The following is a 21052-nucleotide window of genomic DNA, read 5'->3' as shown; positions in this document are numbered from 1 at the left end:
CTATATCCTGTCGTTGACGATCAGTCGGGCGTCGTGAAGTAACTTGTACGCATCCAGCACCGCCCAGTGGGAGGGGGTCACCCCCAGCAGATACTCTTTGCGCACGCCGCTCAGGTGTTCAAGCCGGGTGTTCAGGCGCTTTTGCGACAATACGTGAATGCCGGCGACCCGGTCGGTCAGCAGTCCGAATTCACGGCCTTCCTGGGACAAAACAACGACAGAGTTACGATCCGAAAGGCCTTTCAACGGCAGATCGAAAAACACGCGAAGGTCTAACACTGATACGATGCGCCCACGCACGCCGATCACTCCCAGTACATAAGGAGGCGTACAGGGAATGGGCGTCGGCGGCTTCAGCGGCACGACTTCCGCAATAAACTCCGGCTCCAGGGCGTAGATTTCCTGAGCCAGCTCAAACACCAGCGCTTCCATGCGATCCGACTCGTCTTCTTCCTTCTCCGGCTCCGCCAACTCCCGCGCACGCTCCTGCAGCCGCGCTCTGGCGGAATCCGGCGAGGGATTGAATTCATTCGCCAAAAACTGCTCCACCTGCTGCAGATTACGTTTTAACGCTTCCCAGTCGGTGTATGTTGAACCTTTCAACTCTGCTCTCCTTCCTTACAATCCTTCGGGCGCAATGCGTTTCACTTGATATCGCCGGCGATATCGTCAAACGCGCCTCGCACCAGTTCCAGCAGGTCTCCCGCCGTCAGTCCTTCCCCTTCCTCCAGCGGCTGCTCCGGCGCCACGGACGCCAGCAGCTCCCTACAATTTCGTAAACAGCGCACAGCGCGCTCAGGTTGACCCAGTCGCAGACACAAAATGCCGCTGAGATAGTGAGCCATAATGAAATCCGGTTGCAGATAGATCACCCGGGTCAACGCCTCCAACGCCTGGCGACGTTCGGAACGCCCAATATACAGAGACGCCAGCAGCCAATAGGCGGCCGGCTGTAAACGATCCAGCCGAATCGCCTGATTGGCCCAGTCTTCCGCATCCTGCAAGCGATTACGGTTGGCGTGGCTGCGGGCGATGAGTATGGCGGCGTCCGCCTGCTGACGCAGCGACAGGCCTGGGCGAGCGGTAAAGCGTTGCAAGTGTTGCACGGCGGAATCATAGTCGCCTTCGCTATAGGCTTCTTGTCCCCGGAGCCAGTCATTGTCCGCATCGGAGGTCTGCTGCTCTCGCGAGACGGCTTTCTTTTCCTGAGTATTTGATACAACAGACGCCGCCACCGAGATATCCACGGCGGTGGCGCGCCAGGCGTGCTGCTCAATCCGTCCCGAAAGCGCATTCGCCGCTTGCGGGCTTGAGCAGGCGGGCTCTGATGGGGCTTCACGCAATCGTGGTTCATCTCCCTGCCGCCGCAGACATACCGCTTCCGGCCAGTTGTGCACTTTCTTCCCCGCCCATTGGCAGATCACACTTTCCACTGGCGATAACAGCAACACCCCGCCCGGACTCAGGGAGCGCTGCAAACGATCCAGCACCGCCGCCGCTTGCGAGGGGGAGAAATACATCAGCACGTTGCGACACAAGATCACGTCACAGTCGCACAATCCTCTTTTCTCATCGGGAAAAACCGACTGCGCCAGATTCAATTGAAAGAATTCGACACGCCGCCGGAAGCGATCATGAATCGTCCACTGATTGGCGCCGCTCTGACTGAAATAGCGGGCGCGCCACTGCGGGTCGACCTGTCGAAACGACCAGGCGCTGTAACTGCCGCTTTGCGCTTTCTCCACAAACTCCGCCACCAGATCCGTGGCCATCAGCTCAACCTTCCAATCACGCATGTCGGGCAGCAAGCCTTCCAACAGAATCGCAAGGCTATAGGCTTCCTCGCCGCTACAGCAGCCTGCGCTCCAGATGCGCAAACGTTTCTGACCAGCGCGGCGACGTTGATCCAGCAAAGGAATGAGAAAGTGATGAATCAGGTGCTGATAACAGGCGGGATCGCGTAAAAAATAGGTCTCGCCCACCGCCAGCTCCGAAGCCAGACGTACTTTTTGCGCTGCGTCGATCTGGTCATACAGCAGCGCGCGGGCGAAGGCGGCGGGTTCGTCGTAGCCCAGGTCCAGGGCGGCCAGTTTGAGATGTCGCTCCAGATCGGACCAGCGTTCCTGAGGATAATGCAGCCCCCAAAGCTCATTAATCTTCCACTGGCAGGCCGACAACAGATCAGGGCTGAGCGCATTGGGCAGGGTCACGGCGTCACTCATCATGCTCAGCAAGCGCATACGCCAGTTCCTCTTTTTCCCTGAGGTTGAGCAAGGTGTCGGGATCATTAATATAAAGCACGCCATCTGGAAGACAGACGACGCCCTTCAGCACCGGAGGTCGTTCCGGAATCTCTGCGCCGTCCAACATGCTGGAGCGAGGAAATACACTGACGCCATCGACGCTATCACAGGTCAGAATCAGATCCATGGCGTCGGCGCTCACCCACAGGAAGCGATCCTCCAGCGCCGTGGCCCGCGATGGCAACCCCAGACGTAATCGCAAATCCGCAACCGGCACCGGGCGACCGCGCATATTCAATACGCCGCATATCACCCTCGGTCCTGATGGCAACGGATTGATCGCCGCCGCCCTGAACACTTTCCTGACTCGCGCCAATTCAACTGCGTAAGGCCTGTCGTCCAAACGAAAGACAAGCAGTTGAATGTCCTCCCCGCCCTGCATAGCAATTCTCCCTGCACTGTCTTATCAACAATAGACCTCCCTAGGCGTATTTACCAAACCCGGGACGCGCCTATTTAGCGCGATGACGCCATTGCGAAAGGGGCGACGGACGGCGAAGCCCGGTACGAAGCGGACCGCTATGTATAGTGAGACGTGATGGCGTTTTACTGGGGACGCAAGCGGCGCGCCACGAGCGGGTTAAACAAAAATAATGCCTGACGTCAGAGAGTCTAAACCGTCATGACCTGAGGAGAGGGTTATTGGGGCGTGTCAGCGACGGGGCGATAATTCGTCAAAGGCGCGGATCACGCAGTCTGCGTGTTCCTGATAGATATGATTACGTTCATTCAGGTAAAGACAGGCGATCATGTTGGCGTTGCGGGCCGCCTGCAAGTCAAAGATATAGTCGCCGACATAGATCAGGTCGCCGCAGGCCAGACCCCAGGTCTCGGCGATGCGCAGCAGCCCTTCAGGATGCGGCTTGGGTTTGCAATCTTCGCGGGTCAAGGCCAGCTCGACGGGAATGCCCAGCGCCTCAATAGCGATCCGGGTGGCTTCCCGCATATTGCGGGTCAGAATCGCCACCGGAATATCCAGCTCCCGCAGCGACATCAGCAGTTCTTTCGCTCCTGGCATCCAGGTCGCCGCACGCGCTCCGGCGATTTCATGGGCTTCCACCACCGCCCAGGCCTGGGCGACAGTGTCCGGATCATCCAGCGTCTCCAGGTGCTCAAGAATGGGCTTTCCTTCAGGAAAACCCAGCTCTCGCCGCATGGCGTCAAAGTCCAGACGGGAATCCACCAAGGTGCCGTCCAGATCGAAGATAAATCCTTTAACGCCGCTGAGGTTCATAAGACGCAATCCTGACGGAATTATCCGTTCAAAGCCCGCTGGACGCCGCTCGCTCAGCAACCGGCGTCAGAATACGGATCAGTAAGGGCACTGATAGATAGCGAAACGCTGACGTCCGTCGATGGAGATTTCACTGTCGGGTACGACGGTATTGCCGCCCAGAGACGCCGCTTCGTTCCGCGCCAGCGTGGACAACTCTTCGAAAATGACTTTTTCGTCGCGGCTCAGGATACCCACGCGGCTGACGCCGTTGGAGGTGGTCGTGCCCAGTTTCTGACAGTTGGCCACTTCATTTCTCTTGGCCACCTTGACGGTTTCGCCTTCCGGCGTCAGAGAAACCCACGAACACCCGGAGGCCATTAAGGTTGTCGCAATCAATACTAACGTTGCTTTTCTCATCTTCTCTTCCATATTTTTCAGAATGTTAGAGTGTTTTACTAAAAAGATTTTCAACTTTTTACCAGAACACCCGGTAAATTAGAACCTATTGTCTTGATAAACGCCACACGCTCTTGGTCATCCAGGTCGCAACCGGGGCGCAGACTGGACCATTCCGGATTGCCCCGCGCCTTGCGCAGCCAGCGCGACCACTCCCCCGGCAGTTCCGGCGAGCCGCCGTCCGCCAGAGCCATCGGTTGTTGCGACGCATGTCCCCGCTTTTGCAGCGCTTCGAATAAATACTGTTGTCGCAGCCACAATACTTTGAGGGTGGATTCGTCCACGCACAACTTGCGTTGTTTACGTATCGCCGCGGTCAAATCTTCGCGATAACGGCGTCCTGTCTGCCACACCACTCCCGCCAGGGCGCCCAGCGCCGCCGCCGCGCCCAAGGTGACTCCGCCGGCCATCAGGTCCACGCCGACGCCCACCGCCGCGCCGGCGGCCGCGCCGCTGCCTGCTTCCACGCCCATGCGCTTCATATTGTCCGGATCAAACAAATCCAGCTCCCATTCGCCATCGCGAACCGGCAAGGCGGCGACAGTCACGTCCTCGTCGGCGAAGCGAAAAATCTGCAGCAAATCGGCGACGCAATCCGATTCCGCCTTACGCACCTGCTCCTGCATCCGTTCCGCCGCCGTCTGAATTTCCGCCTCCTCGTTCGCCGTCATCAGTCGAAAACTGGCCACGTCCGTCCACAAAGCGGCGATGCGCTGCGCGGCGCTGTCCATCTGGGACTCCCATTGCTTCTGACGCTCTTCGATTAGCTGTTGCAGATCGTCATAGCGGGCGGCCATCAACGCCTGCATCTTCTGATAGAGACGCTTCTCGTCCTCAAAATTGAAAGCGACGGTATCGAACTCCACCTGGGCATGCAGGTTCAACGCCGCCAGGTGCTCACGCCACTGCCCCAGATTGGAGCGCGGCGCGGCGATAAAGTTCAGCACGGGAATCACCGGACGCGCCGCAAAACTCAGCACTTTCAGCTCGTCCCGGTATTTACCCAGCACCGGCTCGCGGACATCCACGACATAAAAAATCAGTTCATCCTGCAGCAGCTGCCGGATTACCTTGGCTTCTTGTGAAAACTGCGGATAGCGATCCAGATCCTGGATAAACGCGCGCAGTCGTCCCAGCCCGTTATCCTGCTCCGGACGCAATTTTTCCAGCGCTTCCAGCAGTTCGATGGAATCCTCCAGCCCCGGCGTATCAAACAGAGTGATCACTGGCGTTTCATTGACCAGAATCTGGCCTGCCTCCACATGCCGCGTGGCGCCAGGGTGGTTGGAGATAACGCCAAATTTCAGATCACGCAGCAAAGTGCGCATCAGGGAGGTTTTACCCGCGTTGGTGTGGCCGACCACCGCCACGGAAATCGGGTCGCCGCCGATACCGGCGCGGGCTTTAGACGGCGTGGCGTTATCCATGCTTCATCTCCCCTTCGGAATACGTCCCGATCACTCGGTGCACCACCCGCTGTGGCTCTATTCCGCATTCCGCGGCCAATTGGTGCCAGTCGCAGATGCGTATGTCACGCCCTTGCTGATCCTGATCGAAATACCCCGCCGTTTCGCACAACTCCAGCCAAGTCAGCGATTTACGCCCTTCGGTCAATTGCGCCAGAAACCGCTTCAAGCCGCGGTCTGGCGAGCGTTGCAGTGACACCGCCAGCACCAACGGCGTCTGTTTCAGCGCCAGGGCGTGCTGTAGCGCTGCATGCTGGCCTTCCCGATCTAACACATTGCCCAGATTAAACGCCTCAGAAACGCCATCTCCAGCAGCCATATGGGCGCTGTCCAATTCCACCCCAAGCCAGTAGCTCTGCGTCGGTGGGGTTTCCTCCTGCGCCTGTTGAGGCTCGGGGTCCGCCTGAGGACGATCGCCTTCGTCCGCATCCACTACTCCCAGCACCCTTGTGGCCGGAATCAGCTTCTGTTTCAAACGAACGTAATAAGGACGCGCCAGATTCAGGCGAAAAGCGGCGCGCGCACGTCCGTACGCGCCCCAGGACGCCGCCAGCAACAAAAGACGCGGGATGATTCCATAGGTCAACATGCCGCCTAACAATAAGCCAGACCATGCCTGACGCGCCGCCTCAGCGTTAGCTGGCGAACCGCCAATACGACTGGCGGCGATTTGCTCCGGCGTCGGCGCAGAGAAGCCAAACCATTGCGGCAAGGCCGCCAGGGCTTGAGTCAGAGTTTGGAAAGAGGATTCGGACAGGATGGTGGTTTCCCAAATAAAGTCATACTGGCGAGCGGCCAGCATCAGCAGAATCATCGTCGATCCGCCCAGCAAATAGGACAGCCACAACGCATGGGACAGCCGGCTGAGATTCCAGCGACCTACCGCCCCGGCGTTCATGACCGCGAACCAGGCCTGCGCCGCAGCGGCGTCCGCGCTGTTCTTGCCGCCCAGCTTGCTCATCCAGTAGGCCACCGCCCATTCCAGCGTCTGGCCGAGCATGCCTGTTTTAGCCTTGCGCGACGCCAGCGCCATGCCGCCCGCCCACAGCGCCAGCATCAGCGTGTTGACGCCCAACAGCGCCAGCAACAGCCAGAAGAAATTCACACTGCCCTGCTGTGCGCCGTCAAAGGCCTGCCGGGCCGCCAGTGCGCCCAGGCAAAACAACAGCGCCGTTGCGGCAAAGGCGACTTTTTTCGCCACCTCCGCCGTCTTTTGCAGGCGCGCGATTAAAGCAACGCCTTCACCCATTTGCCGGGCCCGGTCCAACACATGTTGCTCCAGCCCCTGACCCGAGGTATGCGCAGGCTCATGCAACGCAAGCGCCGCATACGCCTCGTTTTCCTGAATATGCCGAATCGCTTCAGCCTGCAGCCGGTCGTTGAACTTATCCGGCATCATGCAACCTTACCCTGACGTTATTCGACGCCCCCTGCGACGAATAAGATTCAGCGACGTGTAATTTCAAAGCGGTTCCTCTGGCTCGTGTCAGTCATCAGGCGAGTCCGTCGTCCACGGCTCCCTGTTTGTCATTGTCTTGCGCTAAAAAATACCCCGGAGCGGGCGGGCGACGCGCGCTCCGGGTCGGCCAATAATACCTATTCGCTCCTCGCAACGACAAGCTCGGTCGGTAACAGGCCTGTCGCGCCCTTTATTTCAGGATTATCGCCCTCCGCTTGCCTTTAAAGTGGGCTATGCTAATTCTAATAGAAAGCAACGCACTGATACGCCCAGGTTTTCAACCAGAGCCGATGCTTGCCATCCCGCATACTTGAAAGCGTGTAGCCGGTACCCAAGATGTTCGCACCCAAGCTCGTTTTGTTGGCGTCTCTGAGTTGCTCATTGGCCTCTTTCGCTTCGCACTCCCATGCCGACAAGCTCGCCCCGCAAGAGATCACCTACTACATTGTTGAAGACCTGGCCAGCCCTTTTCAGATAGCCTCCGAAGGCGTCAACAAAGGCGGACTGATCACCGACCTGGTGGAAATCATCTTTCGAGACACGCCTTTACAACTCGTTCCCAAGCCGCTCCCGGTCAATCGTCTGCACCGCGTTATCAGAGAGGACACGGAGACGGTCTGGCTGGCCTACGACGCCAAGGTCTGGAATTCCCTGACTGATGTAGGGGATTTTGTGGAAGAGCCCTTATTTACCGTTAATCATGCGTTGCTGACCTGCAATGATCACCCTAAAAGCATTGCCGGGGAGGCGGATTTACTGGGCATGACCCTGGTCATCCTCGACAATTTCAACTATCCCGAACTGCGCCGCATGGAAGCCCGCAGGGCGCTGACGCTAACAGGCGTGGAGAAATACGAGCAGGGCTTTCGTTTGACCGCCGCCGGGCGCGTTGATGGATTCGTGGAGATGGAAATTCGTCTGCGCTACAACCTGGCGCAAGAGAGCGAACCTCCTTCAGACTGCTATCGTTTCGTCAATATGGACGCGGTGATACCACCCTACGATATCTATCTCAGTTTGAGTAAGCAGGCCAGTCCAGAATTACGGGACATGGTGACGCAGCGGGTCAGGCAAATTAAAGGCAGTGAGGATTATAAGCAGGTCTTCGCCCGTTACACGGACAGGCGCAATACAGCGGATCAAACAAAGCGGGCGGAAGCAGCTACCGCCACTCCCTGCCCGCCTGCGTGCCCTACAGCGGCGAATCAGCCTCTGTAGTAGCGATGCTCAACGAAGGTCGCTGATACGACAGTCACCGGCACTTCTTTACCGCGCACGATCGCTTTCAGCTCAGTTCCCATGGCGGAGCAGTCAGTGTTGACGTAGCCCATCGCCACTGGCTTCTCAACGCTGGGGCCGTAGCCGCCGCTGGTCACGACGCCAACCACTTGCCCTTCCCCGTTGACGATCTCAACGCCTTCACGCACCGGCGCCCGGCCTTGTGGAGCCAGACCAACGCGCTTGCGGGGAGAACCTTCAGCAAACTCGCTCAGGGTCACATCCGCGCCGGGGAAACCGCCTGCGCGTTCGCCATCGGCGCGACGCGGCTTGGACAGCACCCACTTCAGGTTCGCCGCCACCAGATTGGTGTCTGTGTCCAGATCATGGCCATACAGACACAGGCCGGCTTCCAGACGCAGAGAATCTCTCGCGCCCAGGCCAATAGCCTCGACGTCCGGGTGCGCCAGTAATTTACGCGCCAGCGCTTCCGCACGATCCGCAGGCACGGAGATTTCGTAGCCGTCTTCGCCGGTATAACCGGATCGAGTGACGAAACACTCAGCGCCGTCCAAAGTCGCCCAGGCGCCAGTCATGAAAACCAGCTTGGTCAATTCTGGAGCCAGTTCTTCCATCACGCCCGCCGCAGTGGGTCCTTGCAGCGCCAACAGCGCGCGATCTTCCAGCACTTCGATTTCCACCTTGTCGCCAAGGTGCTTGCGCAGATGCGCGATATCCTGTTCTTTACAGGCGGCGTTAACCACCAGGAACAAGTCTTCGCCAGTATTGGTGACCATCAGGTCGTCCAGGATGCCGCCTTTGTCATTGGTGAACAGCGTGTAGCGCTGCGCGCCCTTCTCCAGGCCGACGATATCGCCGGGAACCAGGGCTTCCAGCGCTTCCGCCGCGCCAGCGCCTTTCAGACGCACCTGCCCCATGTGGGAGACGTCGAACAGTCCAGCCTTGGCGCGGGTGTGCAAATGTTCTTTGATAATGCCTGCGGGGAATGTCACCGGCATGGCGTAGCCTGCGAATTCAACCATCTTCGCCCCGCACTCCACGTGCAGGTCATACAACGGGGTTTTCGCCATTTCGGCGTTGTTATGACTTTCAGCCATTGCTTCGTCTCCCTAAAGGCGTCACCGGGGACGCCGTTGTTCGCATGAAATTCTGTGGTCGCCGAAGCCGGTCCCGAAGGACCGGCGCATCAGCATTCGATTACGTTCACCGCAAGACCGCCGCGAGCGGTCTCTTTGTATTTGGTCTTCATGTCAGCGCCGGTGGCTTTCATGGTTTTGATGACCTTGTCCAGGGAAACGAAGTGACTTCCATCTCCCCGCAGCGCGATACGCGCGGCGTTGATCGCTTTCACCGAGCCCATGGCGTTGCGCTCAATGCAGGGCACCTGCACCAGTCCGCCAATAGGATCGCAGGTCAGGCCAAGGTTATGCTCCATACCAACCTCTGCGGCGTTCTCCACCTGCTGAGGCGTTCCACCGAGCACTTCCGCCAACGCGCCCGCCGCCATGGAGCAGGCCACGCCCACTTCGCCCTGACAGCCGACTTCGGCGCCGGAAATAGATGCGCCTTCTTTGTACAGCACGCCAATAGCGGCCGCTGTCAGCAGGAAACGCACGACGCCATCGTCATTGGCGCCGCCCACAAACCGATCATAGTAGTGCAGTACCGCAGGAATGATGCCCGCCGCGCCGTTGGTCGGCGCCGTCACCACTCTGCCGCCCGCGGCGTTTTCTTCATTCACCGCCAGCGCATACAGATTCACCCAGTCGAGAACGTTGAGCGGGTCCTTCATGGCGGACTCAGGCCGTCTGGACAGCGCGCGATGCAGTTCCGCCGCGCGACGCTTCACTTTCAGACCGCCAGGCAAAATGCCCTCTTTGCGGCAGCCGTTCTCGACGCAATCCTGCATTACCTGCCAGATGCGCAGAAGCCCCTTGCGCACTTCTTCTTCGCTGCGCCAGGTCTTTTCGTTCTCCATCATGATACGGCTGATGCTGTAACCGGTGGCGCGACAGTGCTCCAGCAACTGCGCCGCCGTGCGGAAAGCGTATGGCAGCGGCGTGGTGTCTGGGACGATCTTGTCTTCGCCCACCGCGTCCTCGTCCAGAACGAAGCCGCCGCCGACGGAATAATAAGTCCGCGTACGCAAAGCCACCGCACCATGATTAAACGCCGTAAAACGCATGCCGTTGGGGTGATAAGGCAAGGTCGCGCGCTTGTTCATCAGCAGATGTTCTTTCTCCACGAAGTCGACTTCGTGCAGACCCAACAGACGAATGCGGCGGCGGGTGCGAATACGTTCGATCTTCGCTTCCACGTCATCCGTATCGACGTCTTCAGGTGTTTCTCCCTCCAAGCCCAGCATCACCGCTTTATCGGAGCCGTGCCCCTTACCGGTGGCGGCCAGAGAGCCAAATAATTCCGCCTTGATAGTGATAACCTGCTCCAGCAGGCTGTCCCGCTGCAATCCCTGCAGGAATTGACGCACCGCCTTCATGGGTCCCACGGTATGGGAGCTGGAAGGACCAATGCCTATTTTGAGCAAATCAAAAACGCTTACAGCCATAAATCATCACTCGCAACGGAGCTGTGAAATTTTGAGAAACCCGCCCGCTAAGCGGACGGAGAGACCGGAGCGCCTCATAGGGCGGCTCCGGATTTGGCGTTGGCGCGGTAGACAGGGAAATCGCGACAGATGCTCAGCACCTTCTCGCGGACTTTCTCTACAACGCTTTCATCGCCCATATTGTCCAGCACATCGCAAATCCAGTTCGCCAGCTCCACGACTTCTTTCTCTTTGAAGCCGCGAGTGGTGACGCCTGGCGTACCGATACGCAGACCGGACGTCACGAATGGCGACTGTGGATCGTTCGGCACCGTATTTTTGTTGACGGTAATGTAAGACCGACCCAATGCGGCGTCGGCGTCTTTACCGGTTACGCCTTTATCGATCAGGTCGATCAGGAACAGGTGGTTGTCCGTGCCGCCGCTGACGACTTTGTAGCCGCGCGCCTTTACAGCGTCCGCCATGGCTCTGGCGTTATTTACGACTTGCTGTTGATAGTCGCGGAACGCAGGCTCCAGGGCTTCCTTGAACGCTACCGCCTTCGCGGCGATCACGTGCATCAGAGGACCGCCCTGAATACCTGGGAAAATCAAAGATTGCAGTTTTTTCTCAATCTCTGGGTTGGACTTCGCCAGAATCAGGCCGCCGCGAGGACCGCGCAAGGTTTTATGCGTGGTGGTCGTGGTGACGTCGGCGATTTGCACCGGGCTCGGATACAGACCCGCCGCGACAAGACCAGCGACGTGCGCCATATCAACGATCAGATACGCGCCAACGCTGTCCGCGATGTCACGGAAACGCTGCCAGTCCACGACTCGCGAGTAGGCGGAAAAGCCAGCAATAACCAGTTTAGGCTTGTGTTCTTTCGCCAGACGCTCAACTTGATCGTAGTCGATTTCGCCGGTTTCCGGGTTCAGACCGTACTGCACGGCGTTGAAAATTTTGCCGGAGAAGTTGGGCTTGGCGCCGTGAGTCAAATGACCGCCATGATCCAGACTCATGCCCAGAATGGTGTCGCCAGGCTTGGCCAGGGCCAGATACACGCCAGCGTTGGCCTGTGATCCAGAATGGGGTTGCACGTTGGCGTAATCAGCGCCGAACAGTTGCTTGGCGCGGTCGATGGCCAGTTGCTCCGCGACATCGACGTGCTCGCAGCCGCCATAGTAACGCTTGCCGGGATAGCCTTCCGCGTATTTGTTGGTCAAGACGCCGCCTTGCGCTTCCATCACCCGTGGGCTGACGTAGTTTTCGGAGGCGATCAATTCAATGTGTTCTTCCTGACGGCGCTTTTCCGCGTTGATGGCCGCCGACAGCTCGGGATCGTAATCAGCGATCCGCATATCTTCGGTAAACATGGCTCGTGTTCCTCTTTCAGATTCTTATTTTGCGCAGATGAAGCGGGACGCGTGTGCGCCCCGCAGTACTGCTTAGTCCTCGTACTCAGTCATCGGAGGACATGCGCACACCAGGTTACGGTCGCCGTACACGTTGTCGATACGACCTACCGGGCTCCAGTATTTGTCCGCTTTCAGCGCCTTCAACGGATACACGCCACGCTCGCGGCTGTATGGACGATCCCAGTCGCCCACCAGGTCCGCCGCTGTGTGCGGGGCGTGGTGCAACGGGCTGTGATCCACGTCGTATTCGCCGTTCTCAATTGCGCGGATTTCCTCGCGGATAGCGATCATGGCGTCGCAGAAGCGATCCAGTTCCGCCAGAGACTCACTCTCGGTCGGCTCAATCATCAGCGTGCCTGGAACTGGGAATGACATGGTTGGCGCGTGGAAGCCGAAGTCGATCAAACGCTTGGCGATATCGTCAACGGTCACGCCGCAGCTGTCTTTGAACGGACGTACGTCGATGATGCACTCATGCGCCACGAAACCTTGCGAACCGGTATACAGCACGGGATAGTGCGGCTCCAGACGCTTGGCGATGTAGTTGGCGTTCAGAATCGCCGACTTGGTCGCTTCGGTCAGGCCTTCACCGCCCATCATGCGGATATAAGTCCAGGAAATAGGCAGAATGCCCGCGCTGCCCCAAGGCGCTGCGGAGATAGGCGCAATCGCTTTGTCCGCTGTCTCGCCCATGGCGCTGTGGCCAGGCAGGAACGGAGCAAGATGCGCCGCGACGCCAATCGGGCCAACGCCAGGACCTCCGCCGCCGTGCGGGATACAGAATGTTTTGTGCAGGTTCAAGTGCGATACGTCGCCGCCGAACTGACCGGGCTTACACAGGCCGACCATCGCGTTGAGGTTGGCTCCGTCGATGTATACCTGACCGCCGTGCTGATGCACGATGGAACATACTTCGCGGATGCCCTCTTCGAATACGCCGTGTGTGGACGGATAGGTCGCCATCAACGCCGCCAGTTTGGCGCTGTGCTGCTCGGCTTTCAAACGCAGATCGTTCAGATCCACGTTGCCGTTGTCGTCGCACTTCACCGCCACGACTTTCATGCCCACCATCTGCGCGGACGCAGGGTTGGTGCCGTGTGCGGAATTGGGGATCAGACAGACGTCGCGATCGCCTTCTCCGCGGCTCTGATGATAAGCGCGAATCGCCAGCAGGCCCGCGTATTCGCCCTGTGAACCCGCATTGGGCTGCAGAGAGAACGCAGCGTAACCGGTTGCGGCGCTGAGCATACGCTCCAGATCAGCGATCAGGGCGCGATAGCCTTCCGTTTGATCCAGCGGCGCGAAGGGGTGAATCGCGCAGAAGCCGTCCCAGCTCACCGGGGTCATTTCCGTGGTGGCGTTCAGCTTCATGGTGCAGGAACCCAGCGGGATCATGGTGCGGTCGAGCGCCAGATCCTTGTCCGACAGACGACGCAGATAACGCAGCATTTCCGTTTCGGAATGGTAACGGTTGAATACGGTGTGCGTCATGAATGCGCTTTGACGGCGCAGCTCGGCGGGAATCGCATCCTTGGCGGAGGCGTCCAGCGTCGCGACATCCGCAACCGGCTTGCCGGAGGCGAATACATGTAAAAGTGCGGCGACATCTTCGCGGGTAGTTGTTTCGTCCAGTGAAACGCCCAGGGTTTTATCATCGATGCGCCGCAGGTTGATCTTCTGCTGCAGAGCGGCTTGGTAGACCGCGTCTGTATCGCCGCCAGTGGCGACGGACACAGTGTCAAAGAAATGCGCCGTGTTGACGGTGCGTCCCGCCTGCTTCAGGCCTTCCGTCAGGATGGCGGTCAGGCGATGCACGCGACGGGCGATGCGCTTGAGTCCTTCTGGACCGTGATAAGCGCCGTACATAGAGGCGGTGATCGCCAGCAACGCCTGTGCGGTACAGATGTTCGATGTCGCGTTCTGACGACGAATGTGCTGTTCGCGGGTCTGCAGCGCCAGGCGGTAGGCTTTATCGCCATTGGCGTCTACGGAAACGCCTACCAGACGACCTGGCAGAGAGCGCTTGTACTCGTCTTTAGTGGCGATGTAAGCCGCGTGCGGGCCGCCAAAGAACAAGGGCACGCCGAAACGCTGGCTGTTGCCGATAGCGATATCCGCACCCAGTTCGCCCGGAGGCGTCAACAGGGTCAGAGACAGAATATCCGCCGCCATGATCGCCAACGCATTGGCTGCGTGTGCGGTTTTGATCAGTTCGCGGTAATCACGGACATCGCCGTTGACGCCCGGATATTGCAACAGAACAGCGAAGTAATCATGGTTTTGCAGGTCTTTCTGCGGATCGCCGACAACCACTTCAATGCCCAAAGGCTCAGCGCGGCCTTTAACCACTTCGATCGTCTGCGGCAGACAGTCATCCGCAACAAAGAACACATTGCTCTTGTTCTTGGCGTTGACGCGACGACACATGGTCATGGCTTCCGCCGCCGCGGTGCCTTCGTCCAATAGAGAAGCGTTGGCCATTTCCATACCGGTGAGGTCGCCGATCATGGTTTGGAAGTTCAACAGCGCTTCCAGACGGCCTTGGGAGATTTCCGGCTGATACGGAGTATAAGCGGTGTACCAGGCGGGGTTTTCCAATACGTTACGGAGGATGACCGTCGGCGTCAGGGTGTTGTAGTAACCCATGCCGATGTAGGTTTTGAAAACTTTGTTACGTTCAGCGAAGGCTTTCAGCTCCGCCAGCGCCTGTGCTTCGGTGCAAGGGCCGTCGAGATCGAGACCTTCCTGGATGCGGATGGTTTCAGGAACGGTTTTGCTGATCAGCGTTTCCATGTCGGCCACGCCCAGCGCGTTCAACATGGCGGTCTTTTCCGCTTCATCCGGGCCGATGTGGCGACCGATGAAAGCGTCCCGCTGCTCCAGTTCAGCCAGAGTTTCGCGTGTATCGCTCATGATCTTACTCTCCTGTCAGCGCCTTATAAGCCGCGTCATCCATCAGCGACTCAACTTCAGAAGCATTGGATAGAGAGATTTTGTAAATCCAACCTTCTCCTGTGGGGTCTTCGTTCACTTTCCCAGGTTCGTCGCTCAGCGCTTCGTTCACGGCGACTACGACGCCGCTGACGGGGCTCTTGATATCGCTGGCGGTTTTCACCGACTCCACTACGCCGATATCTTCGCCCTGGCTGACTTCACGGCCCACTTCGGGCAGCTCAACGAACACCAGATCGCCCAGTTGCGCCTGTGCGTAATCTGTAATGCCCACAACACCGACTTCATCGGACTCCATGGACAACCACTCGTGATCTTCGGTGAATTTCAGACCGCTCATACGTAACATACTCCTCAATTGGAACCGGTTGGAATAAATTATCCTTCTGAGCCCGCCTCAGGACGTATCGACAGAGAGAGACGCCGCCGAAACAGGACTACAGCGATATCGTTTTTATATAGCTGAACCATAACTCCGGGCTATTGATTTGTGAAATTAATAGTTAAAATGCATTTATTTAAAATATTTATGGTAACGCTGTGAATTATCTCCCTACCGATCTCCTGCAAACCTTTGTCGCCGTAGCGGATTATGGCGGTTTTACTCAGGCTGGCGACGCGTTGGGACGCTCCCAACCAGCAATCAGTCTGCAGATCCGGCGACTGGAGGAGTTAGTAGGCACCACCCTGCTGGTGCGCAACAACAAGGCGCTGGCTCCCACGCCGGAGGGGCTGATTCTGTTGCAGTACGCCCGCGACATCCTCGCTCTTAATAAAGAAGCTATGATCAAACTATCGCAGCCGGAGCTGGCCGGCTGCCTGCGCCTGGGGATTCCCAACGAATTCGCCAGTTCGTTGCCGGAGGTGTTGGGCAAGTTTTCCCAGGCGCACCCTAACGTCACGCTGGAGGTCACCTGCGATCTCAGTTCCAATCTGGTGGAGCGTTATCGCTCTAAAGAGCTGGACTTGGTGTTCGCCCTACATACCAGCCTGCGCACTATCTCTCCGGAAGAAGGCTGGATGGAGGATCTGGTGTGGGCCACCAGCATTCATCACACCTGCCATACCCGCCATCCGGTGCCGTTGATCGTCGCGCCGCGGGGCTGCGTTTACCGCCATCGCATTATTGAAGCCCTGGACTCCATGAGCATTCCCTGGCGCATTGTTTACACTTGCGCCAGTTTCAGCGGCATACGCGCAGGCGTACTGGCGGGACTGGGGGTCACGGTCCTGGGCAAAAGCATCGTGCCTGAAGGATTGCGCGTGGTGGAGAGCAGCGACTATCTGCCCGCCTTGCCGGGCGTGCAAATGCGTCTTTTATATAACCGGGAACAGACTTCACCCGCCGTGGCCGGCTTCGTGCAGTTTATTTCCCGTACTGCGCCGGTGGCGGGCGACGGCTTGAGTCTGGATGGCCTGCGCGCTGGCTAACTCAAGAAACAAAAATTTATTGACGGAATCTGGTCAAAAAGCGCGCTACTTGTTTTTAACGCCCCCTCATAGGTGTTTTATCGGCGAAAGCCTTGCAATCAAGTCATTTGTAGCGATGGCGGGAGGACGACGATGTTTCGTTCATGCACGATTCTTCTGACACTACTGATTTCAGTCACAGCAATGGCGGAGGGGGTGATCGTGAATCGCGCGCCCCTCGACGCCCAAGTGGCCAACTACTTCGCGCAGCAAGGGATTCGTCTGCAACCGGGCCAATACTGGTACGACGCACACACCGGCGCATGGGGCTTTGAAGGCGGCCCGACTGTCGGCGTCACCTATCCTGGACTTCCCATCTCCGCTCCCCTGCCCGCGGATATCTCCGGCGGCGGCACCAGCATTTTTATCAACGGTCGGGAAATACACCCCAGCGAAGCCATGGCTCTGAGAAACTATTTCGGCCAGGCGATTCCCGGGCGTTACTGGCTCAACGCCGCAGGCGTCGGCGGTTATGAAGGCGGGCCGGCGCTATTTAATCTGGCGCCGATGTTCAGCAACCGGGGCGGCGGCAGTCGCGGCCTGGGTCACAGTGGCCGTGGCGGTTCGGTAATCAGCGACGGAACCACCTCGGGGTTTATTTCATCCGACCCCAGCCATGGAATCAGCGTCACCTGCGGCCCTGACGGCGGCTGTATCTACTGAGTATTAAAGCGGAGTCGTATCCGCTAATCCGACGCCGCCGGCTTCCTGACCACTGTCAGCGACGCCGGCGGAATGACAGGCAAACCCTCCCCTTTTAACAGCTTTACAAACGCCGCCTTGGGCAGAGGCTTGCTGAGCAGAAAACCCTGCACCTCATCGCAGTCGCGCTCCTGCAAAAAACGCAACTGCTCCACATTCTCCACGCCTTCGGCCACCACTTTGAGGCCCAGCGCCCGGCCTAGCAGAATAATGCCGCTGGCTAAAGCTTGATTATTGGGGTCTTCCGGTAAGTCGCGAATAAACATGCGGTCGATCTTGAGCGTATCTATCGGCATCCGCTTGAGCCGGCTGAGAGAGGAATATCCCGTACCGAAATCATCAATGGCCACGCTCAGGCCCAGCGACCGCACCTGTCTGAGCACCTCCACGCTGCGTTCCTCATACTGTAGAGCGCCTTCCGTTACTTCCAGCTCCAGATCCAGGTCGGACGGCTCCAGTCCCCAGCGTTGCAATGCATGTTCGATGCGCCCTTTGACATCGTAATGCTCTAATTGTTTGCCTGAAACATTAAAAGCGATACGTGGCAACTTCAGCCCCTCTTTCAACCAGCCCGCCACATCCCGACACAGCTGGTTGATCACCCACCTGCCAATGGGGTCGATCAGAGCGCTGTCTTCCGCAATATTGATGAAACAGTAGGGGGTTATCAGTCCCCGCGTGGGATGCCGCCAGCGCAGTAGCGTCTCCGCTCCCACCAGCTTGCCGCTGGCCAGATTGAATTGCGGCTGGTAGTAGAGTTCAAACTCATTGCGCTCCAGGGCTTGCCGCATCTCACTGCTCAGAGTCAGGTGCTCTATCGCCCTTTCCGTCAATTCGCTGGTGTAGAACTCAAAGGTATTGCGGTGCAGCTCTTTGGCCCGATACATGGCCGCATCCGCCGCCCGCGCCAGATTCTGCGCGCTATCCGCATCATGAGGGAAAATAGCAATGCCAATACTGGCGGAGCAGACAATTTCATGGCCGCCGATGTGAATGGGCTGACGAATGGTTTCGATCAGTTTGCCAGCCATGGCGGCGGCGTCCTCGGTGTTGGACAGCTCTTCCAGACTGATGGTGAACTCGTCTCCCCCCAGGCGCGCCACCATATCTTCGCCCCGCACCGCTTCCGACAACCGTCGCGCCACGGTTTTCAGCAGGATATCGCCAGCCTCATGCCCCATGGTGTCGTTGATAATCTTGAAGCGATCCAGGTCGATAAACATCAGCGCTACTTGCATACGCCGCCGCTTGGCCCGCTCCAGGGAAATCTCAAGGCTGTTGAAGAACAGCAGTCGATTGGGCAACCCGGTCAGCGAGTCATGGTTGGCGAGATGGCGCAGTTGCTTTTCCTTCTCTTTGATCACGCTGATGTCAGAGAACACCGACACATAGTTGGCGATTTTACCGTTTCTATCGTAGACCACATTGATGTTCTGCCAGGCGGGATAGATCTCGCCATTACGCCGCTTGTTCTCGATCTCGCCCTGCCAGTGGCCGTGCTCGGTGATGGAGCGCCACAGGGATTGGTAAAAGGTTTTGTCATGGCGGCCGGACTGTTGCAGGCGGGGGTTGCGTCCGTAGACATCTTCCAGGGTGTAGCCAGTAATCTCGGTGAAGGCGTTGTTCACCGCCACGATATTGCGCGCGTCGTCTGTGATAATGACCGCTTCGCGGATGGCGTCGAACACCACCGCCGCCTGCTGCAGCTCCTTCTCGTGGCGACGACGTTCCGTGTAATCCACCAATATGCAGCGGCTGCCCCGAAACTCGCCGTCCTCACTCTGCAGCGCCGTGCTGCTCAGTAAAACGCAGAATAACCGGCCGTCTTTGCAGCGAACATTCAACTCCAGATTGCTCAGCGTGCCGCCTTTCTTCAGTTGCCCCAGCTTATCCCAGCACAACTGCACGCAGTCTTCCGACAGCAGATCGCAAAACATAACTTTGCCGACCAGCTCATTACGTGAATAGCCCAGCCAGCGTAGCGCCGTCTCGTTGATGTCCACGATCAGTCCTTGAGGGTCCAGGGAGTGATAGCCACATGGCGCATTGTTATAGAGATCGTAGATCAGGTGCGCATATTCATTCTTGCGATTTTCATCGCGCTTACGCTCAGTGATGTCCTGAATGGTTCCGTGCATTTGCACAGGGTGTCCCTGAGCGTCAAAGATCACCTCGCCCGCCCCGCACATGATGCGCTCCTCGCCTCCGGGCCAGATGACGCGATGTTCGATGGCGTACACCTGCTTATTCTCCAACGCCTCATCCACGAGCTTGACCACGCGCGCCCTGTCATCTGGATGCACGCATTCCAGGAACTTTTCATAGGAGGCCTTGTTGTTGTGGAGCGACAGGCCCAGATTGCGATAGACCTGATCCGACCAATACACCTCGTTGCATTTTAGATCCCAAAGCCAGTTGCCCAGCCGGGCGATTTGCTGCGCTTTATCCAGGTTGTTGCGGCTCTCGCGCAATGCCTCATTGCGAGCCTCATTGGAAGTGAGTATCCAGGCCACCACGGCGCCGATCAGAACGACACAGGCGATCAGGAGATACAACATGGCGCTTTGCAGAGACAGTTCCGCTTTCTGCGCGGCGGGCAACGCCTCCATCATCTGATAATCAGCCCACAAAAATACCGTGGAGAGCAGGCCAGCGCCAAGCAAGGAGAAGACGAGTAAACGTCGGAGGTAGGAACGAATATGACTTTTGAGATGTATCAAGCGCACGCTGTGGAATCTTCCCAGGTTTTCGCATGTCCGCCAGTAGCGGCTTTGTTGTTTTTTTATAAAGGAAACTAGCACAAGACCGCGATTTTGCCTTAGTGGGGCGCAATAAAAGCCAAATGAATTGATGACTGTCAAACCGACTAAAAATAGTCATGGAAATTGGATGAGTTTCAACCAGACTATCTACACTCCACGGGCTCAATGAATCACCTTAAGCAGCAGGGGTACTGATCACCTACTCCAACCCAAAAGGAGACGTCGCCATGAACCACAGACATATCCTCGCTCCCCTAAAACCTCTTACTGTCGCCTTGATGCTCAGCCTGGCCGCCTCCGCCTCTGGCCACGGTTTCTTTGGCTCAAGCGCTTCCGATAGCGATTGTGAAGACTGCGCCGGCGGCGGTCAGGGCATGATGAGGAGCGGGCATATGATGGGAAGCGGCGGCATGTTCACAAGCGACGACTGGAGCGCATCCAACTGGAGCGGCTACGGTCGCCATTCCATGATGGGGTCTGATCACAGGTTCGGTCACGGGTACATGATGGGCGATGGCTTTATGATGGGCGGCATGATGGATTTAAGCACACCGCGGATGGCTGGCCTGCTGGGGCTGGATGATAAGCAGCGCAACAAGATTGAAGAAATTCAAAAGCAGTTGGGCGAACAACAGTGGATTCATTTTCAGGAGATGTACAAACAACACGCCGCCATGCAGAGCCTGTTCAACAAAGACGAAATGAATGACAAAGCCATTCTGGAAGCGCATCGCGCCATGGCGGACGCCCATCTCAAAATGCTGGAAATTCAATTGCAGGCGCGCAGAAAAATGCAGGAAGTGCTCACCGAGGAACAAAGGGAGCGCGTACATCAAATTCAGGATTATGATTGGGGCGCGCGGTAGCGTCTTTACAGACTATGGCGACGGATCAGTTAAGCGCCGCCGCCTCTTTGACGCTGCGCTTATCCAGAGACGCATTGAGCTTGTCCTCGCGCCCGCTCTCCCTCAGCACCGATTGGCGGTTGCGACGCAACAGACCGGTCACCTCTTCCTGTTGATCCCGGGTAAAGGAACTCCACTCCGGCCACTGCTCCGGCGCCC

At 57.8% G+C, this 21052-nt stretch carries 17 protein-coding genes; 4 read left to right on the top strand and 13 right to left on the bottom strand.

Annotated elements, in window-relative coordinates:
• The 7 genes from ACQYWX_RS13490 to ACQYWX_RS13460 all read right to left on the bottom strand — a co-directional run bounded on the left by ACQYWX_RS13490 (nucleotide 1) and on the right by ACQYWX_RS13460 (nucleotide 6840).
• Entirely contained in the window at nucleotides 1–603 is a 603-nt protein-coding gene (locus ACQYWX_RS13490) for a chemotaxis protein CheW (protein WP_431689135.1), read from the bottom strand.
• A gap of 41 nt (nucleotides 604–644) precedes the next feature.
• Nucleotides 645–2240 carry a CheR family methyltransferase gene (locus ACQYWX_RS13485; protein ID WP_431689134.1) on the bottom strand — a complete coding sequence of 532 codons (1596 nt, stop codon included), beginning with the start codon at nucleotides 2238–2240 and terminating at the stop codon, nucleotides 645–647.
• Entirely contained in the window at nucleotides 2215–2685 is a 471-nt protein-coding gene (locus ACQYWX_RS13480) for a chemotaxis protein CheW (RefSeq protein WP_216738385.1), read from the bottom strand. Before ACQYWX_RS13480 ends, ACQYWX_RS13485 begins: the two co-directional genes overlap by 26 nt.
• 270 nt (nucleotides 2686–2955) lie before the next feature.
• A complete protein-coding gene (locus ACQYWX_RS13475) occupies nucleotides 2956–3537 on the bottom strand; it encodes an HAD family hydrolase (RefSeq protein ID WP_279507202.1) in 582 nt (193 codons plus the stop codon).
• 78 nt (nucleotides 3538–3615) lie between these two features.
• On the bottom strand, nucleotides 3616–3936 hold the full coding sequence (locus tag ACQYWX_RS13470; RefSeq protein ID WP_164887258.1) for a DUF4156 domain-containing protein: 321 nt from the start codon (nucleotides 3934–3936) through the stop codon (nucleotides 3616–3618).
• A 50-nt stretch (nucleotides 3937–3986) separates the two neighbouring features.
• Nucleotides 3987–5402, bottom strand: a complete 1416-nt coding sequence (locus ACQYWX_RS13465; RefSeq protein ID WP_431689133.1) for a GTPase/DUF3482 domain-containing protein — start codon at nucleotides 5400–5402, stop codon at nucleotides 3987–3989.
• On the bottom strand, nucleotides 5395–6840 hold the full coding sequence (locus ACQYWX_RS13460) for a DUF2868 domain-containing protein (protein ID WP_431689132.1): 1446 nt from the start codon (nucleotides 6838–6840) through the stop codon (nucleotides 5395–5397). The genes ACQYWX_RS13465 and ACQYWX_RS13460 overlap by 8 nt, the downstream gene beginning before the upstream one ends.
• A gap of 396 nt (nucleotides 6841–7236) precedes the next feature.
• Here ACQYWX_RS13460 and ACQYWX_RS13455 point away from each other — a divergent pair, with 396 nt between their 5' ends.
• Entirely contained in the window at nucleotides 7237–8118 is an 882-nt protein-coding gene (locus ACQYWX_RS13455; RefSeq protein ID WP_431689131.1) for a substrate-binding periplasmic protein, read from the top strand.
• On the opposite strand, the gene gcvT is transcribed toward ACQYWX_RS13455, so the two are convergent.
• The 5 genes from gcvT to gcvH form a co-directional block, all read right to left on the bottom strand.
• A complete protein-coding gene (gene gcvT, locus ACQYWX_RS13450; protein WP_431689130.1) occupies nucleotides 8106–9236 on the bottom strand; it encodes a glycine cleavage system aminomethyltransferase GcvT in 1131 nt (376 codons plus the stop codon). The genes ACQYWX_RS13455 and gcvT overlap by 13 nt on opposite strands.
• A gap of 89 nt (nucleotides 9237–9325) precedes the next feature.
• Nucleotides 9326–10705: an L-serine ammonia-lyase gene (locus tag ACQYWX_RS13445; protein ID WP_431689129.1), complete on the bottom strand. Its 1380-nt coding sequence runs from the start codon at nucleotides 10703–10705 to the stop codon at nucleotides 9326–9328.
• A 74-nt stretch (nucleotides 10706–10779) separates the two neighbouring features.
• Entirely contained in the window at nucleotides 10780–12060 is a 1281-nt protein-coding gene (glyA, locus tag ACQYWX_RS13440) for a serine hydroxymethyltransferase (RefSeq protein WP_431689128.1), read from the bottom strand.
• Nucleotides 12061–12132: 72 nt separating this feature from the next.
• Nucleotides 12133–15015, bottom strand: coding sequence for an aminomethyl-transferring glycine dehydrogenase (gcvP, locus tag ACQYWX_RS13435; protein WP_431689127.1), 2883 nt, complete (start codon nucleotides 15013–15015; stop codon nucleotides 12133–12135).
• 4 nt (nucleotides 15016–15019) lie between these two features.
• Nucleotides 15020–15394 (bottom strand): glycine cleavage system protein GcvH, encoded by a 375-nt coding sequence (gene gcvH, locus ACQYWX_RS13430; RefSeq protein ID WP_347815430.1) that lies wholly within the window; start codon nucleotides 15392–15394, stop codon nucleotides 15020–15022.
• 200 nt (nucleotides 15395–15594) lie between these two features.
• On the opposite strand from gcvH, the gene ACQYWX_RS13425 reads away from it, so the two are divergent.
• Entirely contained in the window at nucleotides 15595–16485 is an 891-nt protein-coding gene (locus ACQYWX_RS13425) for a LysR substrate-binding domain-containing protein (protein ID WP_279507194.1), read from the top strand.
• 132 nt (nucleotides 16486–16617) lie between these two features.
• A complete protein-coding gene (locus ACQYWX_RS13420; protein WP_216738376.1) occupies nucleotides 16618–17187 on the top strand; it encodes a hypothetical protein in 570 nt (189 codons plus the stop codon).
• 23 nt (nucleotides 17188–17210) lie between these two features.
• Here the strand turns inward: ACQYWX_RS13420 and ACQYWX_RS13415 are convergent, their stop codons facing one another.
• On the bottom strand, nucleotides 17211–19952 hold the full coding sequence (locus ACQYWX_RS13415; RefSeq protein ID WP_216738375.1) for a sensor domain-containing protein: 2742 nt from the start codon (nucleotides 19950–19952) through the stop codon (nucleotides 17211–17213).
• A gap of 263 nt (nucleotides 19953–20215) precedes the next feature.
• On the opposite strand from ACQYWX_RS13415, the gene ACQYWX_RS13410 reads away from it, so the two are divergent.
• Nucleotides 20216–20854: a Spy/CpxP family protein refolding chaperone gene (locus tag ACQYWX_RS13410; RefSeq protein WP_431689126.1), complete on the top strand. Its 639-nt coding sequence runs from the start codon at nucleotides 20216–20218 to the stop codon at nucleotides 20852–20854.
• Nucleotides 20855–21052: the final 198 nt, after the last annotated feature.

This window comes from Hahella sp. NBU794 (assembly GCF_050749805.1).
Classification (GTDB): Bacteria; Pseudomonadota; Gammaproteobacteria; order Pseudomonadales; family Oleiphilaceae; genus Hahella.
Note: the sequence above shows the minus strand (reverse complement) of the source record. Positions and strands in the feature narration are given on the sequence as shown.

Excerpts from the sequence above, each read along its gene's own strand:
- ACQYWX_RS13465 (WP_431689133.1), bottom strand. The coding sequence starts at position 5,402 with ATGGATAACGCCACGCCGTCTAAAGCCCGCGCCGGTATCGGCGGCGAC.
- gcvH (WP_347815430.1), bottom strand. The coding sequence starts at position 15,394 with ATGAGCGGTCTGAAATTCACCGAAGATCACGAGTGGTTGTCCATGGAG.
- ACQYWX_RS13480 (WP_216738385.1), bottom strand. The coding sequence starts at position 2,685 with ATGCAGGGCGGGGAGGACATTCAACTGCTTGTCTTTCGTTTGGACGAC.
- ACQYWX_RS13475 (WP_279507202.1), bottom strand. The coding sequence starts at position 3,537 with ATGAACCTCAGCGGCGTTAAAGGATTTATCTTCGATCTGGACGGCACC.
- ACQYWX_RS13470 (WP_164887258.1), bottom strand. The coding sequence starts at position 3,936 with ATGAGAAAAGCAACGTTAGTATTGATTGCGACAACCTTAATGGCCTCC.
- gcvP (WP_431689127.1), bottom strand. The coding sequence starts at position 15,015 with ATGAGCGATACACGCGAAACTCTGGCTGAACTGGAGCAGCGGGACGCT.
- ACQYWX_RS13420 (WP_216738376.1), top strand. The coding sequence starts at position 16,618 with ATGTTTCGTTCATGCACGATTCTTCTGACACTACTGATTTCAGTCACA.
- ACQYWX_RS13410 (WP_431689126.1), top strand. The coding sequence starts at position 20,216 with ATGAACCACAGACATATCCTCGCTCCCCTAAAACCTCTTACTGTCGCC.
- ACQYWX_RS13445 (WP_431689129.1), bottom strand. The coding sequence starts at position 10,705 with ATGGCTGTAAGCGTTTTTGATTTGCTCAAAATAGGCATTGGTCCTTCC.
- gcvT (WP_431689130.1), bottom strand. The coding sequence starts at position 9,236 with ATGGCTGAAAGTCATAACAACGCCGAAATGGCGAAAACCCCGTTGTAT.
- glyA (WP_431689128.1), bottom strand. The coding sequence starts at position 12,060 with ATGTTTACCGAAGATATGCGGATCGCTGATTACGATCCCGAGCTGTCG.
- ACQYWX_RS13485 (WP_431689134.1), bottom strand. The coding sequence starts at position 2,240 with ATGCGCTTGCTGAGCATGATGAGTGACGCCGTGACCCTGCCCAATGCG.
- ACQYWX_RS13460 (WP_431689132.1), bottom strand. The coding sequence starts at position 6,840 with ATGATGCCGGATAAGTTCAACGACCGGCTGCAGGCTGAAGCGATTCGG.
- ACQYWX_RS13455 (WP_431689131.1), top strand. The coding sequence starts at position 7,237 with ATGTTCGCACCCAAGCTCGTTTTGTTGGCGTCTCTGAGTTGCTCATTG.